This is a genomic window from Kitasatospora sp. NPDC101801 (assembly GCF_044766665.1).
GTDB lineage: Bacteria > Actinomycetota > Actinomycetes > Streptomycetales > Streptomycetaceae > Kitasatospora.
This window is the reverse complement of record NZ_JBIWML010000003.1, coordinates 228323-250784: the sequence shown is the minus strand read 5'-3', so window position 1 is coordinate 250784 and position 22462 is coordinate 228323. Positions and strand designations below refer to the sequence as shown.

At 72.7% G+C, this 22462-nt stretch carries 25 protein-coding genes and 1 pseudogene; 12 read left to right on the top strand and 14 right to left on the bottom strand.

Going from position 1 to position 22462, the window contains the following annotated elements; all coding sequences use genetic code 11:
• Positions 1-85 precede the first annotated feature (85 nt).
• Both ACIRPK_RS07355 and ACIRPK_RS07350 read right to left on the bottom strand, forming a co-directional pair.
• On the bottom strand, positions 86-1258 hold the full coding sequence (locus ACIRPK_RS07355; protein WP_403034287.1) for a glycosyltransferase: 1173 nt from the start codon (positions 1256-1258) through the stop codon (positions 86-88).
• On the bottom strand, positions 1255-1584 hold the full coding sequence (locus ACIRPK_RS07350) for a hypothetical protein (protein WP_403034284.1): 330 nt from the start codon (positions 1582-1584) through the stop codon (positions 1255-1257). Before ACIRPK_RS07350 ends, ACIRPK_RS07355 begins: the two co-directional genes overlap by 4 nt.
• Before the next feature lie 97 nt (positions 1585-1681).
• Between ACIRPK_RS07350 and ACIRPK_RS07345 the strand changes: the two genes are divergently transcribed.
• The 4 genes from ACIRPK_RS07345 to ACIRPK_RS07330 all read left to right on the top strand — a co-directional run bounded on the left by ACIRPK_RS07345 (position 1682) and on the right by ACIRPK_RS07330 (position 4626).
• The gene (locus ACIRPK_RS07345) at positions 1682-2614 is read left to right on the top strand and encodes a 3-oxoacyl-[acyl-carrier-protein] synthase III C-terminal domain-containing protein (protein WP_403034281.1); all 933 of its coding nucleotides are present in this window, start codon (positions 1682-1684) and stop codon (positions 2612-2614) included.
• Positions 2615-2694: 80 nt separating this feature from the next.
• A complete protein-coding gene (locus tag ACIRPK_RS07340; protein WP_403034278.1) occupies positions 2695-2994 on the top strand; it encodes a phosphopantetheine-binding protein in 300 nt (99 codons plus the stop codon).
• A gap of 4 nt (positions 2995-2998) precedes the next feature.
• Positions 2999-3832, top strand: coding sequence for a hypothetical protein (locus ACIRPK_RS07335; protein ID WP_403034277.1), 834 nt, complete (start codon positions 2999-3001; stop codon positions 3830-3832).
• Positions 3829-4626, top strand: a complete 798-nt coding sequence (locus tag ACIRPK_RS07330; protein WP_403034275.1) for a 4'-phosphopantetheinyl transferase family protein — start codon at positions 3829-3831, stop codon at positions 4624-4626. The genes ACIRPK_RS07335 and ACIRPK_RS07330 overlap by 4 nt, the downstream gene beginning before the upstream one ends.
• Positions 4627-4693: 67 nt before the next feature.
• Here ACIRPK_RS07330 and ACIRPK_RS07325 read toward each other — a convergent pair whose 3' ends face one another.
• From ACIRPK_RS07325 to ACIRPK_RS07305, 5 genes are all read right to left on the bottom strand, one after another.
• Positions 4694-5191 carry a GNAT family N-acetyltransferase gene (locus tag ACIRPK_RS07325; protein ID WP_403034272.1) on the bottom strand — a complete coding sequence of 166 codons (498 nt, stop codon included), beginning with the start codon at positions 5189-5191 and terminating at the stop codon, positions 4694-4696.
• Complete coding sequence (locus ACIRPK_RS07320; protein ID WP_403034269.1) at positions 5188-6513, bottom strand: DUF6271 family protein; 1326 nt, start codon at positions 6511-6513, stop codon at positions 5188-5190. Before ACIRPK_RS07320 ends, ACIRPK_RS07325 begins: the two co-directional genes overlap by 4 nt.
• A 433-nt stretch (positions 6514-6946) precedes the next feature.
• On the bottom strand, positions 6947-7591 hold the full coding sequence (locus ACIRPK_RS07315; RefSeq protein WP_403034266.1) for a dihydrofolate reductase family protein: 645 nt from the start codon (positions 7589-7591) through the stop codon (positions 6947-6949).
• Positions 7592-7794: 203 nt separating this feature from the next.
• Entirely contained in the window at positions 7795-8319 is a 525-nt protein-coding gene (locus ACIRPK_RS07310) for a GNAT family N-acetyltransferase (RefSeq protein ID WP_403034509.1), read from the bottom strand.
• A gap of 195 nt (positions 8320-8514) precedes the next feature.
• Positions 8515-8793, bottom strand: coding sequence for a hypothetical protein (locus ACIRPK_RS07305; RefSeq protein ID WP_403034263.1), 279 nt, complete (start codon positions 8791-8793; stop codon positions 8515-8517).
• Between the two features lie 126 nt (positions 8794-8919).
• On the opposite strand from ACIRPK_RS07305, the gene ACIRPK_RS07300 reads away from it, so the two are divergent.
• Positions 8920-9777 (top strand): hypothetical protein, encoded by an 858-nt coding sequence (locus tag ACIRPK_RS07300; protein WP_403034261.1) that lies wholly within the window; start codon positions 8920-8922, stop codon positions 9775-9777.
• Here the strand turns inward: ACIRPK_RS07300 and ACIRPK_RS07295 are convergent, their stop codons facing one another.
• Complete coding sequence (locus tag ACIRPK_RS07295) at positions 9778-10209, bottom strand: winged helix-turn-helix transcriptional regulator (protein ID WP_403034258.1); 432 nt, start codon at positions 10207-10209, stop codon at positions 9778-9780.
• Between the two features lie 95 nt (positions 10210-10304).
• Here ACIRPK_RS07295 and ACIRPK_RS07290 point away from each other — a divergent pair, with 95 nt between their 5' ends.
• The gene (locus ACIRPK_RS07290; protein ID WP_403034256.1) at positions 10305-10655 is read left to right on the top strand and encodes a DoxX family protein; all 351 of its coding nucleotides are present in this window, start codon (positions 10305-10307) and stop codon (positions 10653-10655) included.
• Between the two features lie 379 nt (positions 10656-11034).
• On the opposite strand, the gene ACIRPK_RS07285 is transcribed toward ACIRPK_RS07290, so the two are convergent.
• On the bottom strand, positions 11035-12288 hold the full coding sequence (locus ACIRPK_RS07285; RefSeq protein WP_403034253.1) for a hypothetical protein: 1254 nt from the start codon (positions 12286-12288) through the stop codon (positions 11035-11037).
• Between the two features lie 645 nt (positions 12289-12933).
• Between ACIRPK_RS07285 and ACIRPK_RS07280 the strand changes: the two genes are divergently transcribed.
• The 4 genes from ACIRPK_RS07280 to ACIRPK_RS07265 all read left to right on the top strand — a co-directional run bounded on the left by ACIRPK_RS07280 (position 12934) and on the right by ACIRPK_RS07265 (position 16594).
• A complete protein-coding gene (locus tag ACIRPK_RS07280; protein ID WP_403034250.1) occupies positions 12934-13677 on the top strand; it encodes a hypothetical protein in 744 nt (247 codons plus the stop codon).
• An 80-nt stretch (positions 13678-13757) separates the two neighbouring features.
• Positions 13758-14012, top strand: a complete 255-nt coding sequence (locus tag ACIRPK_RS07275; protein WP_403034248.1) for a hypothetical protein — start codon at positions 13758-13760, stop codon at positions 14010-14012.
• Between the two features lie 435 nt (positions 14013-14447).
• The gene (locus tag ACIRPK_RS07270) at positions 14448-14945 is read left to right on the top strand and encodes a hypothetical protein (RefSeq protein ID WP_403034245.1); all 498 of its coding nucleotides are present in this window, start codon (positions 14448-14450) and stop codon (positions 14943-14945) included.
• Positions 14946-15733: 788 nt separating this feature from the next.
• Positions 15734-16594, top strand: a complete 861-nt coding sequence (locus ACIRPK_RS07265; RefSeq protein ID WP_403034243.1) for an S-methyl-5'-thioadenosine phosphorylase — start codon at positions 15734-15736, stop codon at positions 16592-16594.
• On the opposite strand, the gene ACIRPK_RS07260 is transcribed toward ACIRPK_RS07265, so the two are convergent.
• Both ACIRPK_RS07260 and ACIRPK_RS07255 read right to left on the bottom strand, forming a co-directional pair.
• The gene (locus ACIRPK_RS07260; protein ID WP_403034240.1) at positions 16572-16991 is read right to left on the bottom strand and encodes a hypothetical protein; all 420 of its coding nucleotides are present in this window, start codon (positions 16989-16991) and stop codon (positions 16572-16574) included. The two genes, ACIRPK_RS07265 and ACIRPK_RS07260, sit on opposite strands and share 23 nt — an antisense overlap.
• Positions 16988-18166, bottom strand: a complete 1179-nt coding sequence (locus ACIRPK_RS07255; RefSeq protein WP_403034238.1) for a molybdopterin-dependent oxidoreductase — start codon at positions 18164-18166, stop codon at positions 16988-16990. Before ACIRPK_RS07255 ends, ACIRPK_RS07260 begins: the two co-directional genes overlap by 4 nt.
• A 113-nt stretch (positions 18167-18279) precedes the next feature.
• On the opposite strand from ACIRPK_RS07255, the gene ACIRPK_RS07250 reads away from it, so the two are divergent.
• The gene (locus tag ACIRPK_RS07250) at positions 18280-19662 is read left to right on the top strand and encodes a glycosyltransferase 87 family protein (RefSeq protein ID WP_403034235.1); all 1383 of its coding nucleotides are present in this window, start codon (positions 18280-18282) and stop codon (positions 19660-19662) included.
• Here ACIRPK_RS07250 and ACIRPK_RS07245 read toward each other — a convergent pair.
• The 3 genes and pseudogenes from ACIRPK_RS07245 to ACIRPK_RS07235 all read right to left on the bottom strand — a co-directional run.
• Positions 19640-20305 carry a methyltransferase domain-containing protein gene (locus ACIRPK_RS07245; protein ID WP_403034232.1) on the bottom strand — a complete coding sequence of 222 codons (666 nt, stop codon included), beginning with the start codon at positions 20303-20305 and terminating at the stop codon, positions 19640-19642. The genes ACIRPK_RS07250 and ACIRPK_RS07245 overlap by 23 nt on opposite strands.
• Positions 20302-20739: a DUF2064 domain-containing protein gene (locus tag ACIRPK_RS07240; protein WP_403034506.1), complete on the bottom strand. Its 438-nt coding sequence runs from the start codon at positions 20737-20739 to the stop codon at positions 20302-20304. The genes ACIRPK_RS07245 and ACIRPK_RS07240 overlap by 4 nt, the downstream gene beginning before the upstream one ends.
• 189 nt (positions 20740-20928) lie before the next feature.
• Positions 20929-21639 (bottom strand): annotated as a pseudogene (locus ACIRPK_RS07235) (glycosyltransferase family 2 protein); the annotation flags it as partial.
• 104 nt (positions 21640-21743) lie between these two features.
• Between ACIRPK_RS07235 and ACIRPK_RS07230 the strand changes: the two are divergent.
• The gene (locus ACIRPK_RS07230; RefSeq protein WP_403034229.1) at positions 21744-22454 is read left to right on the top strand and encodes a response regulator transcription factor; all 711 of its coding nucleotides are present in this window, start codon (positions 21744-21746) and stop codon (positions 22452-22454) included.
• Positions 22455-22462 lie beyond the last annotated feature (8 nt).

Here is a 22462-nt window from a genome sequence, read left to right as displayed (position 1 = left end):
GATGGGATGCGGGGGCTCCTGGGAACCGGTGCTTCGGTTTCACCCTAGAGGCTCAGGCACCCAGGAAACAATGGCCTAGACCAATTTAGGGAGATGTCGGCGAGCCCGTGACCAGTGCTTCCAGCCGGTCGGCCGCCGCCGCCGCCCCTCCGCCCGACATCAGTTGACGTCCGATCAGCTGGGCAGCCGTGCGGTGGGAGGTTTCGTCGAGCACACGCCGGAGCCGTTCGGCGATCACCCGGGGGGCGACCCGGGCGAACGGCACCCGGAGGCCGGCTCCGGCCTCGGTGACCCGCTGCGCCACGAAGGGCTGGTCGTTCCGGATCGGCGCCGTCAACAGCGGGACGCCGTGCGCGAGCGACTCGCCCACGGTGTTCATCCCACCATGGCAGAGCACCGCGTCCAGCGCACCCTTCGACAACAGCTCCAGGATCGGTGCCCGTTCGACCACCAGCACGGAGTCCGGAAGGTCCGCCGGAAGTGCCCCGCGCGGCGCGGCGACCACGGCCTGGACGCCCTCGCCGCAGTGGGCCAGGGCCTGCACCGTGCGGTCCAGGAAGTCCGCGCCGACCGCGTCCGACATGGTTCCCATGGTGACCAGGACGGTGCGCCGGCCGGGATCCAGCCGCTCCCACGGGAACGCCGGATCCGCCGGACGCTCGGTCAGCACCGGTCCCACCAGGGCGTAGTGCGGCGGCGTCGGCAGGTCGCCGAGCAGCGCCCGGCCGGTGGTGGCCAGCACCAGGTGCGGCGAGAACCGCGGATCGGCGAACTCGTCGGCGGGCAGCCCGGCCCGCCGCCACAGCCCCTCCAGCAGGCCCGTCGTCCAGGCCTCGACCTGCGGCAGGGCCCGGAACGGCCGGCCCAGCTCCATCGCCCCCGGCGCCAGGGTCGCCCACGGCAGTCCGTGCCGGTGCGCGATCAGCGCACCGGCCGGGGTGTGCTGGTCCACCAGCAGCGCGTCGGGCCGGTACTCCCGTACCACCGCGTCCAGCGGCTTGGTGGTGAACCGCGCGTACGGGACGACGAAGCCCTCCCACAGTGAGCGCACCGAGGCCAGGCCGTGGCCACCGAGCGCCCGGAACGCCCGGTTGCCGGTGCCGAAGACCTGGGCGTCCGGACCCAGCAGCGACTGCAGGATCGTCTCGGTGCCGGTCCAGGCCACCTGGTGGCCGCGCGCGACCAGCTCCTTGGCGATCCCGGACGCCGGATTGACGTGCCCGGTCAGCGGAGGCACCACCAGCAGGAAGCGGCTCATCGGCGCACCAGCTCCGCCAGGTCGCCGACGGTCAGCGCGGCCAGCGCATCCAGGTCCAGGCCCGCCCGGAGCGCGCCCAGATCGGCGCCGAAGCGCTCCCGCAGCAACGTGTCCAGGACGGCGAACTCGGTTTCGTCCAGGGCCAGATCGGCGTCCAGCCGGGCCTGGGGGACCACCAACTCTGCCCATTCGGGCAACGCGTCGGCGGCTGCCACCACCAGCGCCACGAGCTCCGGGTCCAGGACGGACGGTGGCTCGTGCGGCGTGTCGGGGGACGGGTCCGAACGAGTTTCGGGGCATACGAAGGAAGGCCGGAAATCAGTCATCTGGGGCTCCACCTGCTCGACGGCACGGGGGCGAAAGGGAGGGCTCCGGGCCGGTGATCACTTGTGCGACCGGCGGAGCGTGGGAATACTAGCCCGGGTGACCGCACTGGAGGCAGTGGCCGTCCACCTCCCCCCACGACTCGAATCGATCGAGGACGTGGGCGCGCGGATCGGCCTGACCCCACGTCAACTTCGACTCTTCCGCCGCTTCCACGGCCTGGACCAGGTACGCCTGGACCCGGACGGGACGCTGCTCGACCTGCTGGACGCCGCAGTACGGGGCCTTCCCGAGCTGCGCGGCAACGAACACCGGGTCCGGTACCTGCTGCACGCACGCAGCATGCCGGTCGCGGTGCCCTATCCGCTCAACCCCCTGCACCAACTGCAGGAACGCTTCGGCCTGACCCACGCCAACGCGTTCACCGTCACCCAGCAGGCCTGCGCGGCCTCGCTGCTGGCCGTCGACCTCGCCGGACGCCTCCTGGCGGACGACGACGATCCGTCGGCGCTGGCCCTGGTGGTGGCGGGGGAGAAGACCTTCACCCGGGACGCCCAGGTCGTCCCGGACACGTCGATCTTCGCGGAGGCCTCGGCGGCCTGCCTGGTCAGCCCCGGCGGCTCCCGCGACCGGGTGCTCTCCTACGCGGTCCGCCAGCGGCCCGAGTTCGACGGCCGGCTGGCCGAGGACCCGGAGCTGCTGACGCGCTACCAGCGGGAGTACCAGCCCACCATGATCGAGACCATCGAGGCCGCACTCGACCAGGCTGGTCTGGACCTCTCAGAGATCGCGATGCTCCTTCCGCACAACGTCAACCGGGCTTCCTGGCGCATGATTTGCCGTCAGTTGGACTATCCTGTCGAGCGGGTGCTGCTGGACAACGTGACCTCGGTGGGGCACAGTTTCGCTGCGGACGCCTTCATCAACCTCCGCACCGCCACCACCGGCGGAGTGCTCCGGCCGGGCGATCACTACCTGATCGCCGCCGCCGGCGTCGGCGCCACCTTCTCGGCCATGGTCCTCCGGCACTGACGTGCCGCCAGCGGGCTGTCGCCGCGCTCCTCCGAGCGCCCCGCCCGCATCCCCATCATCCAGCACGGGACGGTCCACCCATGTCAGACTCCGCCCTCTCCACCACCGAACCGGTCGACACCGAGCTGCACGGCCGCATCAGGCGCGGCATCGAGGAAGTGCTGCCCCGCATCCTCAAGGTCGAGCTCGCCGACATCCCCGAGAACGCCTGCTTCTTCGAGGACTTCGGTCTCACCTCGTCCGGCACCATCGAGCTGGTCCTGGAGATCGAGGAGGAACTCGACATCCAGGTCGACATCGAGCACCTCGGTCTGGACGACCTCCGCTCGGTCAGCAGCCTCACCGACTATGTCGCCGGGCACCTCGTCGACGAGGACTGACCCGGTGCCCGCCGCCGGGGCCCGGGGCCTGCGCGTCACCAGGGCGATCGCCGCCGGGTTCGACGGCCGCTCCGAAGCCTCGCTCCACCCTGATCTACGGACCTTCGTCGGCGACCTGGTCCGCCCGTACGGCCTTCCGCTGCGCGAGGACCTGCTGACCGAGGGGGCCGGACACGACTTCGGGCAGATGGCCGAGGGCCTGCTCGGGAAGGCCCTGCCCGCAGGTGAGCCCGCGGACCTGCTGATCCTCGCCTTCTCCTCGCCGGACGTCCGGCCCGGGGCCCCCGCCGCCCTCCACCTCAGCCGCCACTGCCCCGGGCAGCCGACCGCCTTCGCGGTCTGCGACCAGGGCAGCGCAGCGGCTTTCACGGCCCTTCGGATCGCCGCCGCCCACCACCGCACCGGTGGCTGCCTGCGGGCGGTGATCGTGCTCGCCGAGCAGAGCGCGCTGCACCACGAGGCCCCCGAGCCCGTCGACCTGCCCGAGCAGCACCGTGCCGTCGTGCTGGTCTGCGAGGAGAGCGCGGGGGAGGGCCTGCGGGTCCGCCAGCAGGCGCAGGCGGACGGCTCAGCGGCGCTGCGGTCGGTCCTCGCCGACCACCGGGAACTCGGCCGGGAGGCAACGCTGTTGCTGGCCGCAGACCTGGCCGCCGCCCCGCCCACGGACCTATACGACACCCCCGGAGCCGTCGGGACGGCCCGCCCGGGACAGCCGTTCACCGGAGTCTGGACCCTGCTGGCCGACCGCCTCGCACAGCGCCCGGAATCCGGCGGTCCACTGCTGGTCGCGGACCACGACCGGCGGTTGGGCAGACTCAGCACCCTGTCGCTGCCGTGAGCGCCGACTCCGTGGTCGAGCCGGTCGACACCGCCGATGTGATCGAGCTCTGGACCATCCCCACCGACCAGCCCCCGGCCGTCGTACGCCGCCTGCGCGGCCTGCTCGACCTCGACGAACGGCGCCGGGCCGACCGAGCCCACGACCCGCTCCAGCGCGAGCGCTTCACCGTGGTCAGGGGCGCCGTCCGCCTGCTGGTCGCCGACCGGCTCGGCACGGCAGCCGCCGACGTCGAGTGGCAGCGCGGCCCGCACGGCAAACCCGCACCCGTCCTCCCGCCCGCCGCCGACCGGATCCACGTCAACTGGTCCGCCTCGGGCGCCCTCGCGGTCCTGGCCATCGCCGACGGGCGCCGGGTCGGCGCGGACGTCGAGGGGGTCCACCCACCCCGCGTCGGCGCGCGGATCGCCCGCCGCCACTTCCCGGCCCCCGACGCCGCGCTGGTCCTCGACGCACCGACCCCCGCCAACAGCGCCGACCGCTTCACCAGGCTCTGGTGCCGCCGTGAGGCGTGCGTCAAGGTCCACGGCGGCCGGCTCGCCCAGGGCCTCGGCCTGCCGCTCGCCGGTCCCTCGCCGCTGCGCCTGGCCGACGCCGGCCCGCTGGGGCCCGGGCCGCTGTGGTTGTCCGACGTCACGGTGCCCGGCCCGTTCCGCGCGGCGGTCGCGGCCGACCTGGACCGCCCCTTCACGGTCCGTCACCGCAGCTGGGCCGCACCGTACTCGGCTGACGGGATGCGGAGATCGACGACGCCCTCGGAGGGCAGCTCGGCCGGATTCAGCACGGCACGCTGACCTTCGAGGGCGTCGTCGATCCGGGGGCATCCGGCGGGTGGAGATCCGTCCGGGTGCCCCCGCAGGGTCAGTCCACCGGCCTCGACATGTAGACCGCACGCCGCCCGTAGGAGGCGGGGACGGCCACCTCCCGGTGCGAGCGGTAGCCGAGCAGCCGCAGCAGGATGTCCGTCCCGCGCACCGCGACCATCGAGATCTCCTCGAAGCCCAACTCCTTTGCCCGCGCCTGGAAGTAGCGCATGAACGCCTCGGCGACGTCCTGGCCGCGCAGGTCCTTGGCGATCACCATGTCGTGCATGTGCAGGTTGCCCGACTCAAACGTGGTGTCCTCCGCCAGGGCGAGGTCCGGGCAGCGCAGCGGCGGGTACGGCAGGCTCAGCAGGTAGCCGCGGACCGTGCCGTGCTGCTCCAGTACGAAGCAGGTCTCCGGCGAGGCGACGGCGCGGGACTGCAGGGCCTCCCGGCCTTCCGACAGACCGTCGGCCGCGTAGGCGTCGTGCTCCAGCGCGACCACGGCGTCCCAGTCGTCGTCGGTCAGCGGCCGGATCAGGTACTCCGCGCTCACGCGGCCGACCCGGCCACGCCGTTGCCGAGGCCCTGTGCACGGGCGGCGGCGACCATCGGCGCCCAGGCCTCGATCAGCACCGCCCAGCGCTCGGCGTCCTGCTGGGCCTCGTCCAGCAGCTGCTGCCGCCGCTCGGCCACCACGTCCGCGAGCTCGACGTACTTGCCGCCCAGCTTGCGGTAGGAGCGGTCCACGACGTCCAGGCAGTGCTCGTTCCCGGCCCGGTCCCAGTCGAAGGTGCCGCGCACCAGGTCGAGGACCGGCTCGATCCGCAGCCCGTGCCGCTCGTCCAGCAGCGCGGGGCCGTGGTCGATCATCCCGCCGTAGACCGGGTACAGGTACAGCATCGAGAGCAGGAGCTTCACGTACCGCAGCTGGTAGTTGACGAAGCCGGCGCCGACGCGGCGTTCGGGGGTGTAGTAGTTGACGATGTGCCGGTTGTGGACGACCCCGGGCAGCTTGGAGTGGACCAGGGCGTGCAGCAGCGCGTAGTCGCAGCCGAGGGTGTCGGTCGAGGGCAGCAGCGGCAGCACCTCGTAGCCCCGGTGGTCCAGGGCGACGTTGCACATGTAGACGTTCCAGATGTCGGGCACGCCGAGGACGGACTCGTCGGTGTCGAACGGCTCCGCGCCGACGCCCTTGAAGGAGAGCTCCACCATCGCGTCGCGGTCCTCGTCCGGCCAGACCGGCGGGGTCCACAGCTTCACCAGGTCGTGGTAGACCGCCGGGTCCAGTTCGCGGATCTCGCCGATGTCGACGTTGAGTTCGCCGATGAAGGAGCCGCTGACCACCATCACCGGCTTGTCCGCGTCGGCCGGGTCGAGCTCGGAGCGGGTCACGGCGGCCACCGCCTCGCCGGCCGGGCGGCCGATCGAGAGCAGCTCGTGGTGGATCGGGTAGAGCTTCGCGCCGTCGGCGACCTGGTAGTCGAAGTCGTCGTTGCGCAGGTGCGTCGAGGTGCAGCCGAGCGCCGCCGCCGCCAGGAAGAGCCGGTTGACGCAGGAGCCGTACGCGACGCCCTGCGGGAGCATCAGTTCGAGCAGCAGCTCGGGGTCGGCGGCGCCGGAGCGCTCGGCCACCCGGAGGAAGAACTCCCGCTGTTCCGCGTTGCCGAGGTGGTGGACGAAGACGCCGGGGGTGGCCGTCAGCGCGGCCACGGCGTCCGCGTTCTTCGCGAACTCGGCGGCGTCGGTGGTGTCGAGGACGAGGAGGTGGACCTCGACCCCGAAGGTCGCGACGGCGTAGGCCGCCTCCTCGGCGAGGTCCACGATCGTGCCGGGACAGGCACGCATGGTGGGCAGGGCGAGGCAGACTCGTTGCATGGTGTGGGACTCTCCGTCGGGTCGTCGGATTCGTTGCAGCAGGTGTCCGGCCGAGGATCAAGGCACGGCGACGCCGCACGGCTCCCTCAAGCCTGCGGTGGTGTCGTCGAGTTGAGCGGCCGGTGAGTCCCGAGGTGGGTCGGGGTCGGGGCGCGCGGCTCCGTCGGTCTCCTGTGGACGACCTTGCTTCACCACATTGGACTAGACCAACTTTGGTGTCAATGGGGTGCTTTCGGAGAACGGGTGGCGCATGCCGACACTGCCCGATCGGGCAGGCTCCCCTGCCCTCGCGCGGACCTGCACGCCGCGGGGCACGTGTCGGTGGTCAGGACCGCCGGCCGGGTGCCGCGGGCTCTCCCACCGTCCATGGCGGGACGTCGGCGGTTCGGCGCAGGGCAGCCCGGGAGTCCGGCCGGGCTGCCCTGCGCCGCGGTCACTTCCGCCAGAACAGGTGATGCGTCACACCGCTCGGGCTGGGCACGACATCCAGGTGGAACCGGTCGAGCAGCTCGTCGGGGGAGTCCCAGAGCCGTACGCCCGACCCGAGCTTCAGCGGCGAGACCGCCACGTGCAGGGTGTCGACGAGGTCGGCGTCGAGGAACTGCCGGATGGTGGTGGCACCTCCGCCCAGTCGTACGTCCTTGCCCTGGGCCGCCTCCCGGGCCTGTGCCAGGACGGTGGCGGGGTCGCCGTCGACGAAGTGGAACGTGGTGTCGGAGAGCGTGAGCGACGGCCGCTTGTGGTGGGTCAGGACGAACACCGGGGTGTGGAACGGGGGTTCGTCGCCCCACCAGCCCTGCCACTCGTGGTCGAGCCAGGGCCCGCGCTGCGGCCCGAACTTGTTGCGGCCCATGATCTCGGCACCGATGTTGCGGGGGTAGTCCCGCGTGAGGTAGTCGTCCAGGCCCCGGCTCCCGCCGGGGGCGGTGCGCATCGGCCAGCTCGCCGTGGCGCCGGCCCAGGCGAACAGCTGCCCCGGGTCGACGTGGCCGAAGGGCCGTTCCAGGGTCTGGTCCTCACCGGCACCGATGCCGTCGCTCGAGACGTTGAAGTTCTGGACCCTCAGTAGTTGAGCCATCTGTTCCTCGTTCTCTCAGTTGCTGGTTGCCACCCGGGCGCGGCGGTCCGGGACGAGCTGCACCCAGCTTGCCCGGATCTCGGCCCGGGTTCGAGCCGCCGGGCGGTGGACAGCCGTCCCCGATCTCGTCGACCCGGGGCACCCGAACACGACCTCTTCCGCCACGTCATCGAGACGGGCCGCACCGACGGGGTGGCGGTCCGTCAGGCGCTCGGCAGGGAGTAGCGCTGTCGGGTGGTGGCACGGCCGCCGAGGCGGTCGTAGAAGCGGATGGCGTCGGTGTTCCAGGGCGGGGTCTGCCACTGGACCTGGGCGAGGCCGAGCGCGCGGGCCTCGCCCAGGACGGCGTCCATCAGGAGGGCGCCGAGCCCGTGGCCCCGGTGACCGTCGCGGAGGAAGAGGCAGTCCAGGTGCAGGTACTCCGCCCCGTCCCAGGTGGAGAGTTCGGGAGCGCAGGTGGCGTAGCCGATCGGTGCGCCGGAGCCGGAGCCGGAGCCGGAGCCGGAGCCGGGGTCGGAGCCGGGGTCGGGGTCGGGGTCGGGGTCGGGGTCGGCGACGAAGCAGCGCAGCCGGGGTGACGGCCCGTCGAAGAGCAGGACGGCCAGCCGCTCGGCGAGGTCACCCGGGGGCGGGACGGCCTGCTCGTAGGCGGCGTGCTCGGCGGCGAGCTCGGCGATCCGGCGCAGGTCCTCGGGCCGGGCCCGGCGGACGTGGGGTGTGCTGGTCACGCTGGTCATCGGTGCTCCTGGCAGCTGGCGGTGAACCGATCATCCCGAGCCGCCCCCGGTCGGGGCCAGGGGCGGGAGCGCCAGCGGACCTGCGGATTCCGCCAGGGCTCCGGATCCCCAAAGGGTGCCCGGGCGGCCTGGCGGTGAGCAGGGAGTGCATGGGAGAGGGGCTTCACCGCACATGCTGAGCGGGTGTCAGGCGGTGTAGGTCCGCAGCGGGCCGATGGCGGTGCAATGGCCGCAGTCGCACCTGGTCAAGTTGTTCGCGCGGCAGTGGGCGGTGATCAGCCAAGGGAGGGCCGCGCAGGGCGCCGGGTCGAGCAGGGCGCCGTCAGCTGGGACGGTGCGGTGGCACTCGGCGCAGTCGACGGTGACGGTGACGGTGACGCCGGTCGCGCGCAGGCTCCGGGCTGCCGCGAGGGCTGTGTCGAGGGGGACTTTGACGGGAGTACGGAGAAGTGTCCGGCTGCTCACCCAGCACGAGGACATGGCCGGACACCCACGCCGTATCACCGATTACAGCGTTTGATCAACGCATGACAGCGCCCTGGACTAGGGTTCCACGAGCTGTTGGGGCATCACGAGGGAGGAAACGAGGAGATGGTGGCGGCCACCGACCACACGTTCGACGTCTTCATCGCGGGCGCGCCCGCACACTCGGCTGCCGAACGAGCCGTGCGACGCCGCCTGCACGAGCTGGGTGTCCGCACGGAAGTCGTCGACCGCGAGACCTCGCTCGCCTTCCACATCGGGCAGATGGACCGCTGCCGCAACTTCCTGCTGCTCGCCACGGCGGAGTCGGCCGGGTCGCACGACGTCCGTGAACAGGTCGACTACTGGCGTGATCACCGCGGCATGCGGAAGTCGTTCTACATCCTCGATGTCTCGGGAGACACCGTCCGCTCCGGGGGCTGGCACCACCTCGTGGACTTTCCCCCCTTCGGCCCGGGCGACAGACCTGCGGGGATCTGGTCCCCCTCGGCCCTCGACCATCCGGATCACGCGAAGCGGCTGGCCGACGTACTCACCGCAGAGAGGGCCCCGCTCCCCCCGAACGGCGGCCCGACAACGGCGACGAGGAGGACACGCGCGCTTCTCGGGGTGTTCCTCCTGGCCCTGGTGGCCATCGCCTGGATCAGCACCAGAAGCCTCCTCGAGAGCCACCAGCAGAGCGGGCTGGGTCCGACCGACGCGCCTGCCGCGGTTGCCTCCGTCGTCAGCATCGGGACGACCATCGGCGTACTCATCGGCGGCGTCCTCACCGGCCTCGCCAAACTCATCCAGGCCCGCGGCCAACGGGACGCCGACCTCGTGCGCGCGAACGCCGAACTGGTCCGAGCCGAAGCAGACATGGTCCGCGCCAGGGCAGCACTGCCACCTGGCGACACCCCCACCCCACCCGCTCCACTCCCTCCCTCCGAGACGGAACCGCCAGCCGATCCCCCCACCTCCTATTGATCAGAAACGGCTCGGGTCCTCATCACCAGGAGGGGTCTTCACCGGGGTCGCCTGATCCGCCTCGATGGTCCTGGCCGCCTCGGCTGCTTCCCGGAAGGTGACGACCGCCTCGCCGTTCTCCCGCGCCCATGCGGTGAGCATCCTGATGGGCTCCTCCAGGGTTCGCCCGAGATCGGTCAGGCCGTACTCCACGCGCGGCGGCGCCTCGGCGTACGCGTGCCGCTCGACGAGCCCGTTGGCTTGGAGCCGGCGCAGCGTCTGGGTCAGTACCTTGCGCGAAATGCCACCGCTCAGCTCGACCAGCTCGCCGTGGCGCAACGGGCCGTCGGTCAGCGCGAAGAGCGTGACCATGGACCACTTGCTGGCGATGATCTCCATGGCCAGGAGAGCGGGACAGTCGGCGAGGAAGGCAATCCCGGGTCGCAGGCTCATGCCCCGAAGGTTACCTGGAGGTACCTGTCGGCCGCCTATCGTCGTCGAGGTGCGCACGCCCCGTTACTCGCATCTCGCCTGATTGAGGTTCAGCCATGTTCGTCTCCCTTGTCGTCGTCACCGTGCTCATGTCGGCGCTTCTCCTGGTATCGGCCGGGGCCAAGTCGCTGCGGACGCGGCACATCACCGAGCAGATGTCCACCCTCGGAGTGCCGCAGAGCATGATGGCCCTCCTGATCGGCGCTCAGATCGCCGGCGCGGCCGGTGCGATCGCCGGACTCTGGTGGGGACCCGTCGGAATCGCCGCCGCGATCGGCCTGATGCTCTATTTCGCCGGGGCGGTCGCCTTCCACCTGCGCGTCGGCGACCGCAAGGGCGCGTCTCCGGCGGTGGTCCTCACCATGGCCTCCCTCGCCCTGATCGTGCTGCGCGCTGCCACCCTCTGACAGCGGACACCCGGTCCGACGCTGGCCTCGATCGTGCTCAGTGAGGTCGGTCTCCTCTGAGGGCAGCCATCAGGGACTCGCCGCCCGGCGACAAGGGCGTCTTCAACGCCAGCTGCTGAGGGCACTCACTGGCTGCCTGCCGTAGAGCGAGCGTCGCGTCCCCGGCCGCGGTACTCAAACCTGACGTAGATGATCTCGATCGAGTAGTGGCCGGCGTCCAACGCCATGAACTCGGCGTCCTGGCCATCGACTTGAATGAAGGCGGTGATCAGGTAGTCCGCGACGGGGTTGCCGAAAGCAAACTCGTCGATCCGCTGAAATGTGCCTGGACTCGGTAGTTGGCCAGACGGGACTGGCTGGTTGGTCAGACCGCGCCCGTTCAGGGACGTACCGCAGTGGGCCGAGATCGGTGTCGGTCTCGGTGAGGGGTGGGGGTCAGCCGTGTTCGGGCGGCGGCCCGTACCTCCGGTTCCTCCATCGGGTCGTCGCGCAGCGCCGCGATTCGTTCCAGGGTTTCGGGGTGGCCGGGTGCGTGGGCGATGCCCAGTAGCCTGGCCCGCCCCTCACAGTCCCAGAGGGATTCGGTGTGAGCGTGGTCCAGGCCGTGTGTGCCGATGGCGGCCAGTGCCTTCAGGTAGGCGGTCCGCTCGTAGGAGTGGGGGGTGCGCAGCCAGAACCAGCGCAGATCGGGCACCGCGGCGGTGGCGGCCGGGCCGAAGCGGGCCAGCCGTCTGGCGGTGGTGTCGGGGCCGCACCAGGCGCGGGCCCCGCGCTGGTCGGCGAGTTCGGACACGAGTGCCGGTATCGCTTCGGGGCCGGGGTGGTCGGCGAGGACGTCCGCGCCGAGACCGGCCAGCCACGGCCGCTCGTCGCACACCCAGCGGCGCGCGGCCGGTACGGCCAGGGCGCCCAGGCGGTCGACAGCCCGTCTGAGCCAGGGAACTGGCCGCCGACCGTCGGGGGTACCGAGCGAGGGCACGAGTGGGAGCAGCCCCTCCACCGGATCCCGGCGGCACAGCTCGCGCAGGACGTTGACCCTCCCTGATGCCCCGAGGTCGGGGGCGGCCAGCAGGTCGAGCAGCTCACCGTCGGAAAGACCGGTGAGATCGAGCGGGATCGGGCCCGGGTCAGGCCCTTCGACCTCGATCCCGAACCGGGTCCACGGCTCGGTGAGCCACGGTCGCTCCGCCTCCGCGCCGATCCGGGCCCGCGCGACCTCCCCCAGGTCCTCCCACCACTCCAGCGGCCACCGGTGGGAGAGCGACTCCAGTGCGGAAACCCAGTGCGCACCCTCGCGGACGTAGCGGCGAAGGGCCTCCCTGGCCTCGTCGCAACCGCCGACGGCGAGCAGCACCAGGACGTGGACAGCCCGCCCGCACTGCTCCTGACTCCCGGTCAGCAGATCCACGACCGGCGCCGGCGACAGTTTCAGGTCCCGGAGCAGTCGGGCGAGGTAGAGGGCGCGGTCGTCGGTGGAGTCCCACCGCCAGTCCCGCCGGATGGCGTCGTAGACCAGGGGGGCTGCCGCCTGCGGATTCTGCAGCGCCGCTCTGGCGCCGAAGCCGCGGCCCCGTTGGAGCAGGCCCGCCAAGGTGTTCAGGCGGCTGTAGGGCATCGTGTCGTCGTCACTCATCGCCAGGCACGATGCCCGACCGGGGCGCCCCACCGCCACGGGATATCGGCTCAGCAAGGGCGAGCCCAGGCCAGCCGATCGGCTCTGCCCGTGCCTTCGGTTGCAGGCAGCGTCGGCTCGGAGTGCCTGGCCAACTACCCTGTCCCGTTTGGCCAACAAGGCTGTCCCATTGGCCACCTACCGAGTCCAGGCACATGAAAGCCCGCCAGCAGGTAGTCGGTGAACATGACCAGAAGCGTCGTAGTTGTCAACTCGTCACTCACCATGGTGACCCAGCCGAGGAAGCCCGAACATCACCTCGCACCCGCCTCGGGATCGCCGACCACTACCGCGGCCACGACCAGGTGCCACCGTCGGCCCACCGGACCCGCCCACTTGCGCACCGCCGGCCAATTTCCTGACATCCCGAGCAAGTTGAGGCCGGGCCTCCCAGTACGTAGCGTCACTGCTGTCGGCAGCCACCGCGCGAAGCTCGACCCGGACGCGAGCCTGGAGACCGTGGCGGCGGCCTGGTCCTCCGGTACGACGGTCGCCTGACGGACAGGATGTGGGCCGGCAGCCGGTAGTCGGCGCTGCGCCGCTGTGCTGGATGGGGTGTTGTCTGGCCGGAGTACCGCTGGGGGACCGGCCCAGTAGGCTGGGGCGGTGCTGCTCCCCGTCGTCCCGCGTACCCGTCTGCGTTCCACCGACCAGCCGGCTGTCGACACGCCATTCGGTCCGCTGACCTTCAGCACGACCATCGGGAAGACCAGCCTTCACTTGTTCCCCGATGAGCTTTTCGAGCTGCCGACGGGCTGCACGGTGGCTCGCTGGGTCCATCCCGCGGCCCACGTCGAGCTGCTGCTTACGCCGTACGCTCCCGAGCTCGACCCCGAACACTGGGAGCCGCTGACCGACTGCCGTGCGGCGGTCTGGCGGATCGACGTCCTGGCGCCGATCGAGCGGGTGCGGTTCTCGGCGGAGCTGCCGGCGCCGCTTCCTGAGGGCGCCGACGCGGGGTGGGACGGCGGGCAGGCGCTGGCCGCGATCACGGTAGAGGACGACAACACCCGGCTCACCGTCGGCGGTAACGACGAGGAGGCGATCTTGTCTGCGGCCGCCGAAGGCGAGGTGCCCCGGCGGTGGGCGGCGTTGGGCGACGAGGTGTACGACCGTACGTTCAGCACTTGGGGCGTGGATTTCGGCCACAACCACGGCATGTCCTGGACGCTTCCTCCGCTGGAGGCAGGCGACCACTGTGAACTCCCGGTGGTGGCCGCCTGGGCTCCGGCCGAAGCCGCAGAGAAGTGCGCGAACACCTGGTACGCCGTCATGCCAACGCCGACGGTGCTGTTGCGCCAGGTCACTACCAAGCTGACGAAGCGGGCCGACGCGCCCGAAACGAGGTGATCACGGTCGTATGCCGCCGACGTCGACGGCTTACCGCCAGTGCACCTGGGGAAGCGGGGAGCCGGCCGGCGTCACCAGAGGTGCCGGAAGCTCCGGACTTCGTCATAACCGTCGAGAGCCTGACCATCCACGTCCGCAGGGTCCGTTTCGGCTCGCACCGCCGGCGACTTCGCCAGCGCGAGGGCGCCGCCGTCGAGATGGCCGTAGCGTCGAGCGGCCATCCGCTGGACCTACTGCCCGGCGGCCTCGAACACGTCATCGGCGAGGACGGCACCCTGCACGACACGGTCACGCGGATCCGAACGGACACTGCCCTCACCTCACCGGGCCCCTGAACCGTCGGCGGCCGGGCTGACCGGTCAACCGATGAGCAGCGTGCAGCGACCGAAACTGTGGGCGCCGGTGTCGTGGGAGGGTTCGGCGCCCGGCCCGCCCGCCCGGCCCGCCCGGCCCGCCCGGCCCGCCCGGCCCGCCCGGCCCGCCCGGCCTGGCCGGTCAGCGGCGGGCGGCCCGGGCAAGGGTGCGCGACTGAGGGCTCTGGGCCCTGGCCTCGGCCCGGAGCCCGGGCCGCCACACCATCGGGTGACGTGACTCGGCCAGGCGAGTGACGGCGGTGACTGCCGGCTGCTACCCGGGCGGGCCGGTGTTCCAGGATCGGTGCCGCCGCCGTCTCCGGCGGATTGTGTGCCAACCGTGTCAGTGCCGTGGGATCGGTTCGACCACGGCTGTTCGAGGAGTCCCGTCCCATGCGTTCACGAGTCATCGCCCTCATGGCCGCCGCCGTCGCGGCCACTACGGCGCTCGCGCAGCCCGCCCACGCCGCCCCGCTCATCGACGGGGTCTACCAGTTCGCGGCCCTCACCGATGGCAGGTGCCTGGTCTGGCCCAAGCTGCACGGACCTGTGGGCACCGTGTCACTGGGCGACTGCACGGATGGCAGGTACAGCTCGGCGAACTGGCAGGTACAGCAACGGCCCAACGGAACGATGAACGTCTCCGTGCCGAACTCGGCCCCGCGTGGCTGCCTGAGGTTGACGGACGATCACAAGGTGGGGATCAGCGACAGCTGTGACCGGTACGCCGAGTGGACCGTCTTCTACGGCTCTGCCGGGCCCGGCAGCACGGTGTGGGCCGATATCGAGCACACCCCCGGCGACCGGTCTCCCTCGTGGGGCAGGCTCGTTGACGACCCCGGCGTGACCGGCCGGATCGTGGTGAGGCCGGCCCCCGTCGAGCCGCACCACTGGGCCTTGCAGCCAGCCGGCTAGAACCTGCCAGCGGAGCCGACCGTGTCCGGCCGCAGCCAAGGCATCTGTCGGGCCGGGGGCTACTGCGGCATGATCGGCCAGGGAGCAATTTGTCGACCTTATCGTCGTCACCGCGCCGCCGGATGTGCTGATCCTGGGGACGGGTCGGCTGGATCGACCACTGGCCCGAGCTATCCGTACGAACCCGCGGACGGCCGGAGCCGGGCCTGGTCTCTTACGCGGCGGTCGCGGTGCTGGCTGCCGCCGACCGGCCACTTAAGGTGCGCACCGAAAAACGGGACGCCGTGCGACGGACCGGCCGCCGCAGGGCTGGAGTTGACCTCGTCTTGCCCTGGCCGGGAGACCCTGACGGAGAGCTGACGCGGCTCGGTGACCTGCCGGTCAACCCTGGGGATGCCGCTGCCACCGGTGCCGACCTGTTGTGGAGGATGCACACGCGTCGGAACCTCCAGGTTCTGCATGCGGCCGCCGACGGGTCCCATCTGTCGGTGATCACCGACGCCTGGTCGATGGCTCGCCTGGCCACGTGGCTGAACACGGCCAGCCGGACAGTCCCGCCTCAGGTCAGCGGGTTGGCTGTTCGGGTCATGCGGTGAGGCCCTTGAGCGTGGTTTGGCGTACGGCGCCGAGTGCTGCCTCAAGAGCTACTCCGACGCCGGCGGCGAGGGGACGGCGAAGCGTTCGCGTTTCGTAAGGCGCGCAAACCGGGTGAGGGCCGGGGCGGCTCGTAGGGTGCTCGGGTGCCGTCCGGCCGAGGGGGTCGGACCGGATCGGAAGGCCCGCCCGTGATGCCCGAGAACGTCTCAACGCCCGTGTCCCGTGCCGAAATCGGCGTGATCGGCGGGTCCGGCCTGTACGCGCTGCTGGACGACGTGACGGAGGTGGTGGTCGACACCCCGTACGGGCGGCCCAGCGACTCGCTGTTCTTGGGGGAGGTGGCCGGGCGCCGGGTGGCGTTCCTGCCCCGGCACGGGCGGGGGCACCGGCTGCCGCCGCACCGGATCAACTACCGGGCGAACCTCTGGGCGTTGCACTCGCTGGGGGTCCGTCAGATCCTGGCGCCGTGCGCGGTGGGCGGGCTCCGGCCCGAATACGGGCCGGGCACGCTGGTGCTGCCCGACCAGTTCGTCGACCGGACCTCGGGGCGGGAGCAGACCTTCTACGACGGGCTGCCGCTGCCGGACGGGACGGTGCCCGAGGTCGTGCACGTGGCGATGGCGGACCCGTACTGCGCGGCGGGGCGGAGCACGCTGCTGGCGGCGGCTCGGGGTTGTGGCTGGGAGCCGGTGGACGGCGGGACGCTGGTGGTGGTGGAGGGGCCGCGGTTCTCGACCCGGGCGGAGTCCCGTTGGTTCGGCGTGAACGGCTGGTCGGTGGTGGGGATGACGGGGCATCCGGAGGCCGTGCTGGCCCGGGAGTTGGCGCTCTGCTACAGCTCGGTGGCCCTGGTGACCGACCTCGACGCGGGCGTGGAGGCGGGGGAGGGGGTCACCCACGCCGAGGTGCTGGAGTTCTTCGGCCGCAACGTGGAGCGGCTGCGCTCGGTGCTGTTCAAGGCGCTGGAGGGGCTGCCGGCCGTCCGGGAGTGCGCGTGTGCGCACGCCCTGGACGGGCTGGAGACCGGGCTCAGGGGCGTTCCGTCCGTTTGAGTCCGAGCCGGCGTCGGCGGGCGGCGTTCCAGCCGGCCGCGAGCGCGGTGGCGGCCGCGACGGCGGCGAGCAGCAGCAGCCAGTTGCGCAGGTAGGGCAGCGGGAGGACGGACGGGTTTCCGTGGTCCTCGTCGGCCCGCAGCACGGCCGGTACGGCGATCACGCTGATCGCGGCGGCCACCGCCAGTGCGGCGCGCACGGCGGGGCTGCGGACCGTCACGGCTCCGGCGAGCAGGACCAACGGCATCCACAGGCCGTCGTGGATCACCACGGCTCCGGCCGACCACACCAGCACGTCCAGCGGGTCGGCGATCTGCGGGTCGGTCAGCAACCCGAGGACCCCGTAGCCGAGCAGAGCCGCTCCGGCCGCTCCGGTGGTCCAGCGCAGCGGGCTCATCCGAGGACCTCGATCCGGGAGACCCACTTGGTCTGCAGGACACCGGGGCGGTTGGGGGCGATGATCCGGGCCGGGTAGCCGTGGTCGGCGTCCAGCACCCGGCCGTTGACGGTCAGGGCGAGCAGGGTGAGCGGGTCGCGGGCGTAGGTGGGGGCCATCTCGGTGGCGGCATAGGGGCCGGAGACCTCCAGGGAGACGATCCGCAGCCGGGCACCGGGCGGCGCACCTGCCCGGTCGAGCAGGTCGCGCAGCCGTACCCCGGTCCACTCCGCGGCGGCGCTCCAGCCCTCGACGCAGGCGATCGGCAGCCGGGCCGTGTGCTCGGGCATGGCCCGCAGGTCGGCCAGGGTGAGCCGGAGCGGGACGGGGCCGTCGACGGTCAGCTGCCAGTCGGCGGGGACTGTGGTGGTGCCGGCCTGGGCGGCGGTGCGGTTGACGGGCAGGCCCTGCGGTCCGAGGTCCGGACGGCGTGGGGCGAGCAGGTCCAGCCCGCGCAGCCACGGGACGCTCTGCCCGGCGGTGGTCACGGTGACGGCCGCGACCGAGGCGGTGACGGTGCCGAGGAAGGCGCGGCGCCCGGGCAGCGCGGCGCGGACGCGCCACCAGTGCTCGCCGATGGTGGCGGCCTTGGCGGCGACGTGCAGCAGCAGCGCGCCGGTGATGATCCAGCCGAGCCAGAAGTGGGTCTGCCGGAACGGGAACGGCCACGGGTACCACTGCAGGGTGTTGAGCAGTCCGGTGAAGAGCTCCAGCAGCGTCGCGGCGACCAGGACGGCGATCGCCAGGCGCTCCAGCAGGTGGCGGACGCTGCGGGCGGGCGGCCACTCGAACAGCTTCGGGTAGACCGTCCAGAGCTTGGCGCCCAGCAGCGGGATCGCGGCGGTCCCGGCGATCACGTGCAGCCCCTGGGTGACCCGGTAGCCGTTCACCGGCCGGCTCGGCAGGTGGTCCCGCAGCCAGCCGGGCGGGTCCTGGAGGATGTGACTGAGCAGGCCGGTCAGGAAGCAGAGCACGATCGCCGCGCCGAGCCAGCGGCCGATCACCACGGCGGTGCGGGGTTCGTGCAGCGGGGAGCGGAAGGTGCCCTCGCGCAGCGGGCCGATCCGCAGCCGGGCCGGCGGCTGCGGCAGGGGGAGGTCGAACCGGCGCGGGCCGCCGGTGGTGGTGTCCTTCATGGGTCTCATCAGAGCGCCGATCCGACCGCAGTGGTGGCTGCGACATGCTTACGGAAGTCGTACGGCGCCGGTGGCTACGGCCTGCGGCGGTGTGGCGGTGGCACTCTGACGAGGTGTCGGAAACCCCGCGGTCCGCCCGCGCCACCTGGCCTGCCGTCCTCGCCCTGGCCGCACTGGCCACTGCCCTGGCCGGCACGGTGACGCGCGGCGGGACCCTCGGTGACCGGGACGGGCTCTACGGCTGGTACGCCCTCGACGCCGTGCTGTTCGCGCTCGCCGTCGTGCTGCTGCGGCGGATGCCGCCGTCCCTGGTGCCGTCGCTGGTGCTGGCGGGCAGTGTCGTCGTCGCGGCGACCGGGTTGCTGGCCCCGCCCCGGACCAGTGACGACGCCTACCGGTACCTGTGGGACGGCCGGGTGCAGGCCGCCGGGATCTCGCCGTACGACCACGCGCCGGACGCCCCTGAGCTGGCCGAACTGCGGTGGCAGGCAACGGAGTTGTTCCCACCGGGGGGTGACTGCGCGGGTTGGGACGAACGGCGGACGGCGGCGGGGGAGTGCAGTCACCTGAACCGTCCCGGGGTGCACACCGTCTACCCGCCGGTCGCCGAGGGCTGGTTCGCCGGGCTGTACGCGCTCGGCGGCCGGTACGGGGTGCGGGCCGCGCAGGTCGGCGGCGCGCTGCTGGCGGTGGCGACGACGGGGGTGCTGCTGGTGGTGCTGCGTCGGCTCGGCGCCGGCCCGTCGTGGCGGGCGGCGCTCTGGGGGTGGTTCCCCGGGGTGGCGGTGTGGGCGGTCAACGACGCCCACGTGGACACGCTCGGGGTGCTGCTGCTGGTGGTCTCGCTGGCGGCCGCCGGACGTGGCAGACCGGTGATCGGTGGCGCGCTGCTGGGGCTGTCGATCGCCACCAAGCTGGTGCCCGTACTGGCGCTGCCGGGGGCGCTGTCCGGTCTGTTCGCCCGCCGCCCCCGGCTGCGGGACCTGACGTTGCCGCTGGCGGCGGCGGCCGCACTGGCCCTGTCGTATCTGCCCTATCTGCTCGCCTCGGGGCCGGCGGTGCTCGGGTATCTGCCGGGCTACCTGCGGGAGGAGGGCTACGACCAGGACCACGTCGACCGGTTCGGGCTGCTGAGGCTGATCCTCCCGGACCGGCCGGCGATCGTGGCGGGGGTCCTGGTGATCCTGGCCGTCGCCGGGTGGGTGCTGTTCCGGGGGGACCCGGCCCGGCCGTGGAGCGGGGCGCTGCTGGTGACCGGGACGGCCCTGCTGGTGCTGGCGCCCGGCTACCCCTGGTACGGGCTGCTGGTGGTGGCGCTGGTGGTGCTGGACGGGCGGTGGGAGTGGCTGGCTGTTCCGGCCGCCGCCCAGGTGCTCTATCTGGCAGGGGGTCAGGCGCAGCAACTCGCCTACGGTGCGGCCCTGTTGGTGGCGCTGGCCGGGGCGGTGGGGCGGCGGCGGGGTGCCGCCCGGGTCAGTGGCGACGGAAGGCGGTGAAGCGGCGGCCGTTACTGGTCCAGCGGTCCGTCTCGGCCAGCCCGGCCGGGCCGGCCGAGCGGGCGGCGGCATCCGCTCCCTGCCGGGCCCACCGGAACGACGGGCCGATCCACCCGGCGCCGTCCTCGATCCGGACGACGAGCCGCTCGTCGACCTCCGTCGGCTCCACCTCGGCGATCAGCAGGCCGCCGGGGCCGAGCAGTTGGGCGGTCCGCCGGAGCAGGGCGGCCGGATCTCCGCCGATGCCCAGGTTGCCGTCGGCCAGCAGCACCGCACCCCACCGTCCCTCGCCGGGCAGACGGTCGAAGACCGAGCGGCGCAGCGCGCTGCCGCCCAGGCCCCGGGTCCGGGTGACGGCCGCCTCGGTCAGGTCGACCCCGAGCGCCGGGAGACCGAGGGCCAGCAGCTCGGCCACCAGACGGCCCGGCCCGCAGCCGATGTCCAGCACCGGACGGGTCTGGCGCAGGCAGCGCTCCAGCATGGTGCGGTCGGCCGGGTCGGGCGGCGCGCACCAGCGGGCCACGTCCAGGAGGTGCCGGGAGCCGTCCTCGGCGCGCAGCCACAGCGGGCCCCGGCCGGTGCGGATCGCCCGGGTGAACGGGTCGTCGATCCACGGCCGGACCGGAGCGGACAGGGCCGTCACCGGGGCGCCCGGGCGGCCGCCGCGATCCGGTCCAGGCAGGCGGCGAAGCGTCCGTCCGGAGCGGCCCGGGCCACCTCGGCAGCCGTCACGGCGGTGTCCACGTCGGTGAGTCGGGGCAGCCGGTGCACGCGCAGCCCGGTCCGGTCCAGCCGCTCCAGCAGCACCGCGCCGGTCCGGTCGGTGGACATCGGGACGCCGAGCAGCAGGTCCCGGGCGAGCCGCTCGGTGGGCCGGGCCAGCCCGAGGGCCCAGAAACCGCCGTCGGTGGCGGGGCCGTACCAGGCGTCGACGCCGGCGCGTGTCCCGGCGGCCAGCGGGTCGGCGAGCACGGCGGCGCCGAGCTGGGGGGTGTCCATGCCGACCAGCAGCGCGGGGGAGCCGGCCGGGGCGTGGCCGAAGGCGGCCGCGAGCCGCCGGTCCAGCCCGCCCGCCACCTGGGGCACCACCTCCCAGCCGGGCGGCAGCCACCCGCCGCGGGCACCGTCCAGGACCAGCAGCCGGCGCCCGGCGGGCACCGTGGAGAGGGTGTCCAGGGTGTCGAGGAGTGCCGCCTCGGCCAGTTCGGCCGCCTGCCGGAGCGAGTACTGCGGGGTGAGGCGGGTCTTGACCCGGCCGGGCACCGGAGCCTTGGCGATCACCAGCAGGGTCGGCGGCGGCGAGGCGAGCACGGCCCGCATGTCACGGACGGCCTGCCGGGTGCCGCGCACCGTCCCGGTCACCTTCGAACGCCCGGCCCGGGGCAGGTAATCCACCTCGGTCTCGGTGATCCGCATCCCGGCCGCCGAAGCCGCGAGCACCATCTCCAGCGGATAGCCCGAGCGCCGGTCGCCCAGGCCCAGCGCCAGCAGCCGGGTCCGCCGGGCGGCGCGCATCGGGCCGAGGTCGTGCAGCGGCGCGCCCGTGCGCGCCCGCAGCCGACGGGCCAGCTCGGCGTTGGCCAGCCGGGCGTGCAGCGGCCAGGCCCCGCGTGCGGTGGGCCGGCGCCGGCCGAGCACCAGGTCGGCCGTGCCCGCCAGGACGGGATCGACCACCCGGTGCAGCTGGTGCGGATCCAGCGAGCCGTCACAGTCCAGGAAGCACACCAGCTCGGCCGTGGCCGCCAGCAACCCGGCGTGACAGGCGGCGCCGAACCCACGGCGCCGCTCGTGCACCACGGTGGCGCCGAGCGCGGCGGCGAGCTCGGCCGAGCCGTCGGTGGAGCCGTTGTCCACCACGATCGGGCGCCAGCCGGCGGGAATCCGGCCGAGCACCCAGGGCAGTGCCGCCACCTCGTCCAGGCAGGGCAGCACCACGTCGACGGGAGCGGGAAGGGGAGAAGTGGTCACCTTTTTCACGCTACTGGCGCCGGGGCCGCCCGGCCCGGCGCGGCGTCCTTACGGAAGTACTACGCGGACCGCGCCCGAGCCCCGGACCGGACCGGGGGCCGTACGCTCCAGGGGTGACAGTGCCCGCCCGTGCCGCCCGAATCCTCGTGGTCGACGACGACCCGACCGTCGCCGAGGTCGTCGCCGGCTACCTGCTCAGAGCCGGCTTCCAGGTCGACCGGGCCGCCGACGGTCCCTCCGCGCTGGCGGCCGCCACCACCCACCGGCCCGACCTCGTCGTGCTCGACCTGATGCTCCCGGGCTTCGACGGCCTGGAGGTCTGCCGACGCCTGCGCGCGCAGCCGGACGGCGCCGCGCTGCCGATCGTGATGCTCACCGCGAAGGGCGACGAGGCCGACCGGGTGCTCGGCCTGGAACTGGGCGCCGACGACTACGTCACCAAACCGTTCAGCCCCCGCGAGCTGACGCTCAGGGTGCAGTCGGTGCTCCGGCGCGGCCCGGCCCGGCCCGCACCGCCCGCGCTGCTCGCGGCGGGTGACCTGGTGCTGGACCCGCAGGGCCGCCGCTGCTTCCGTGCGGGACGCGAACTCCCGCTCACCCTCCGGGAGTTCGACCTGCTGGAATTCCTGCTCCGGCACCCCGGCACGGCCTTCTCCCGGGAGGAGCTGATGCGGCAGGTCTGGGGCTGGGAGTTCGGCGACCGCTCCACCGTCACCGTCCACATCCGGCGGTTGCGCGAGAAGATCGAGGACGACCCCGCCGCCCCCGCGCTCATCACCACGGTGTGGAGCGTCGGTTACCGTTTCGACCCCGCAGAGAGCTGACCCCACGT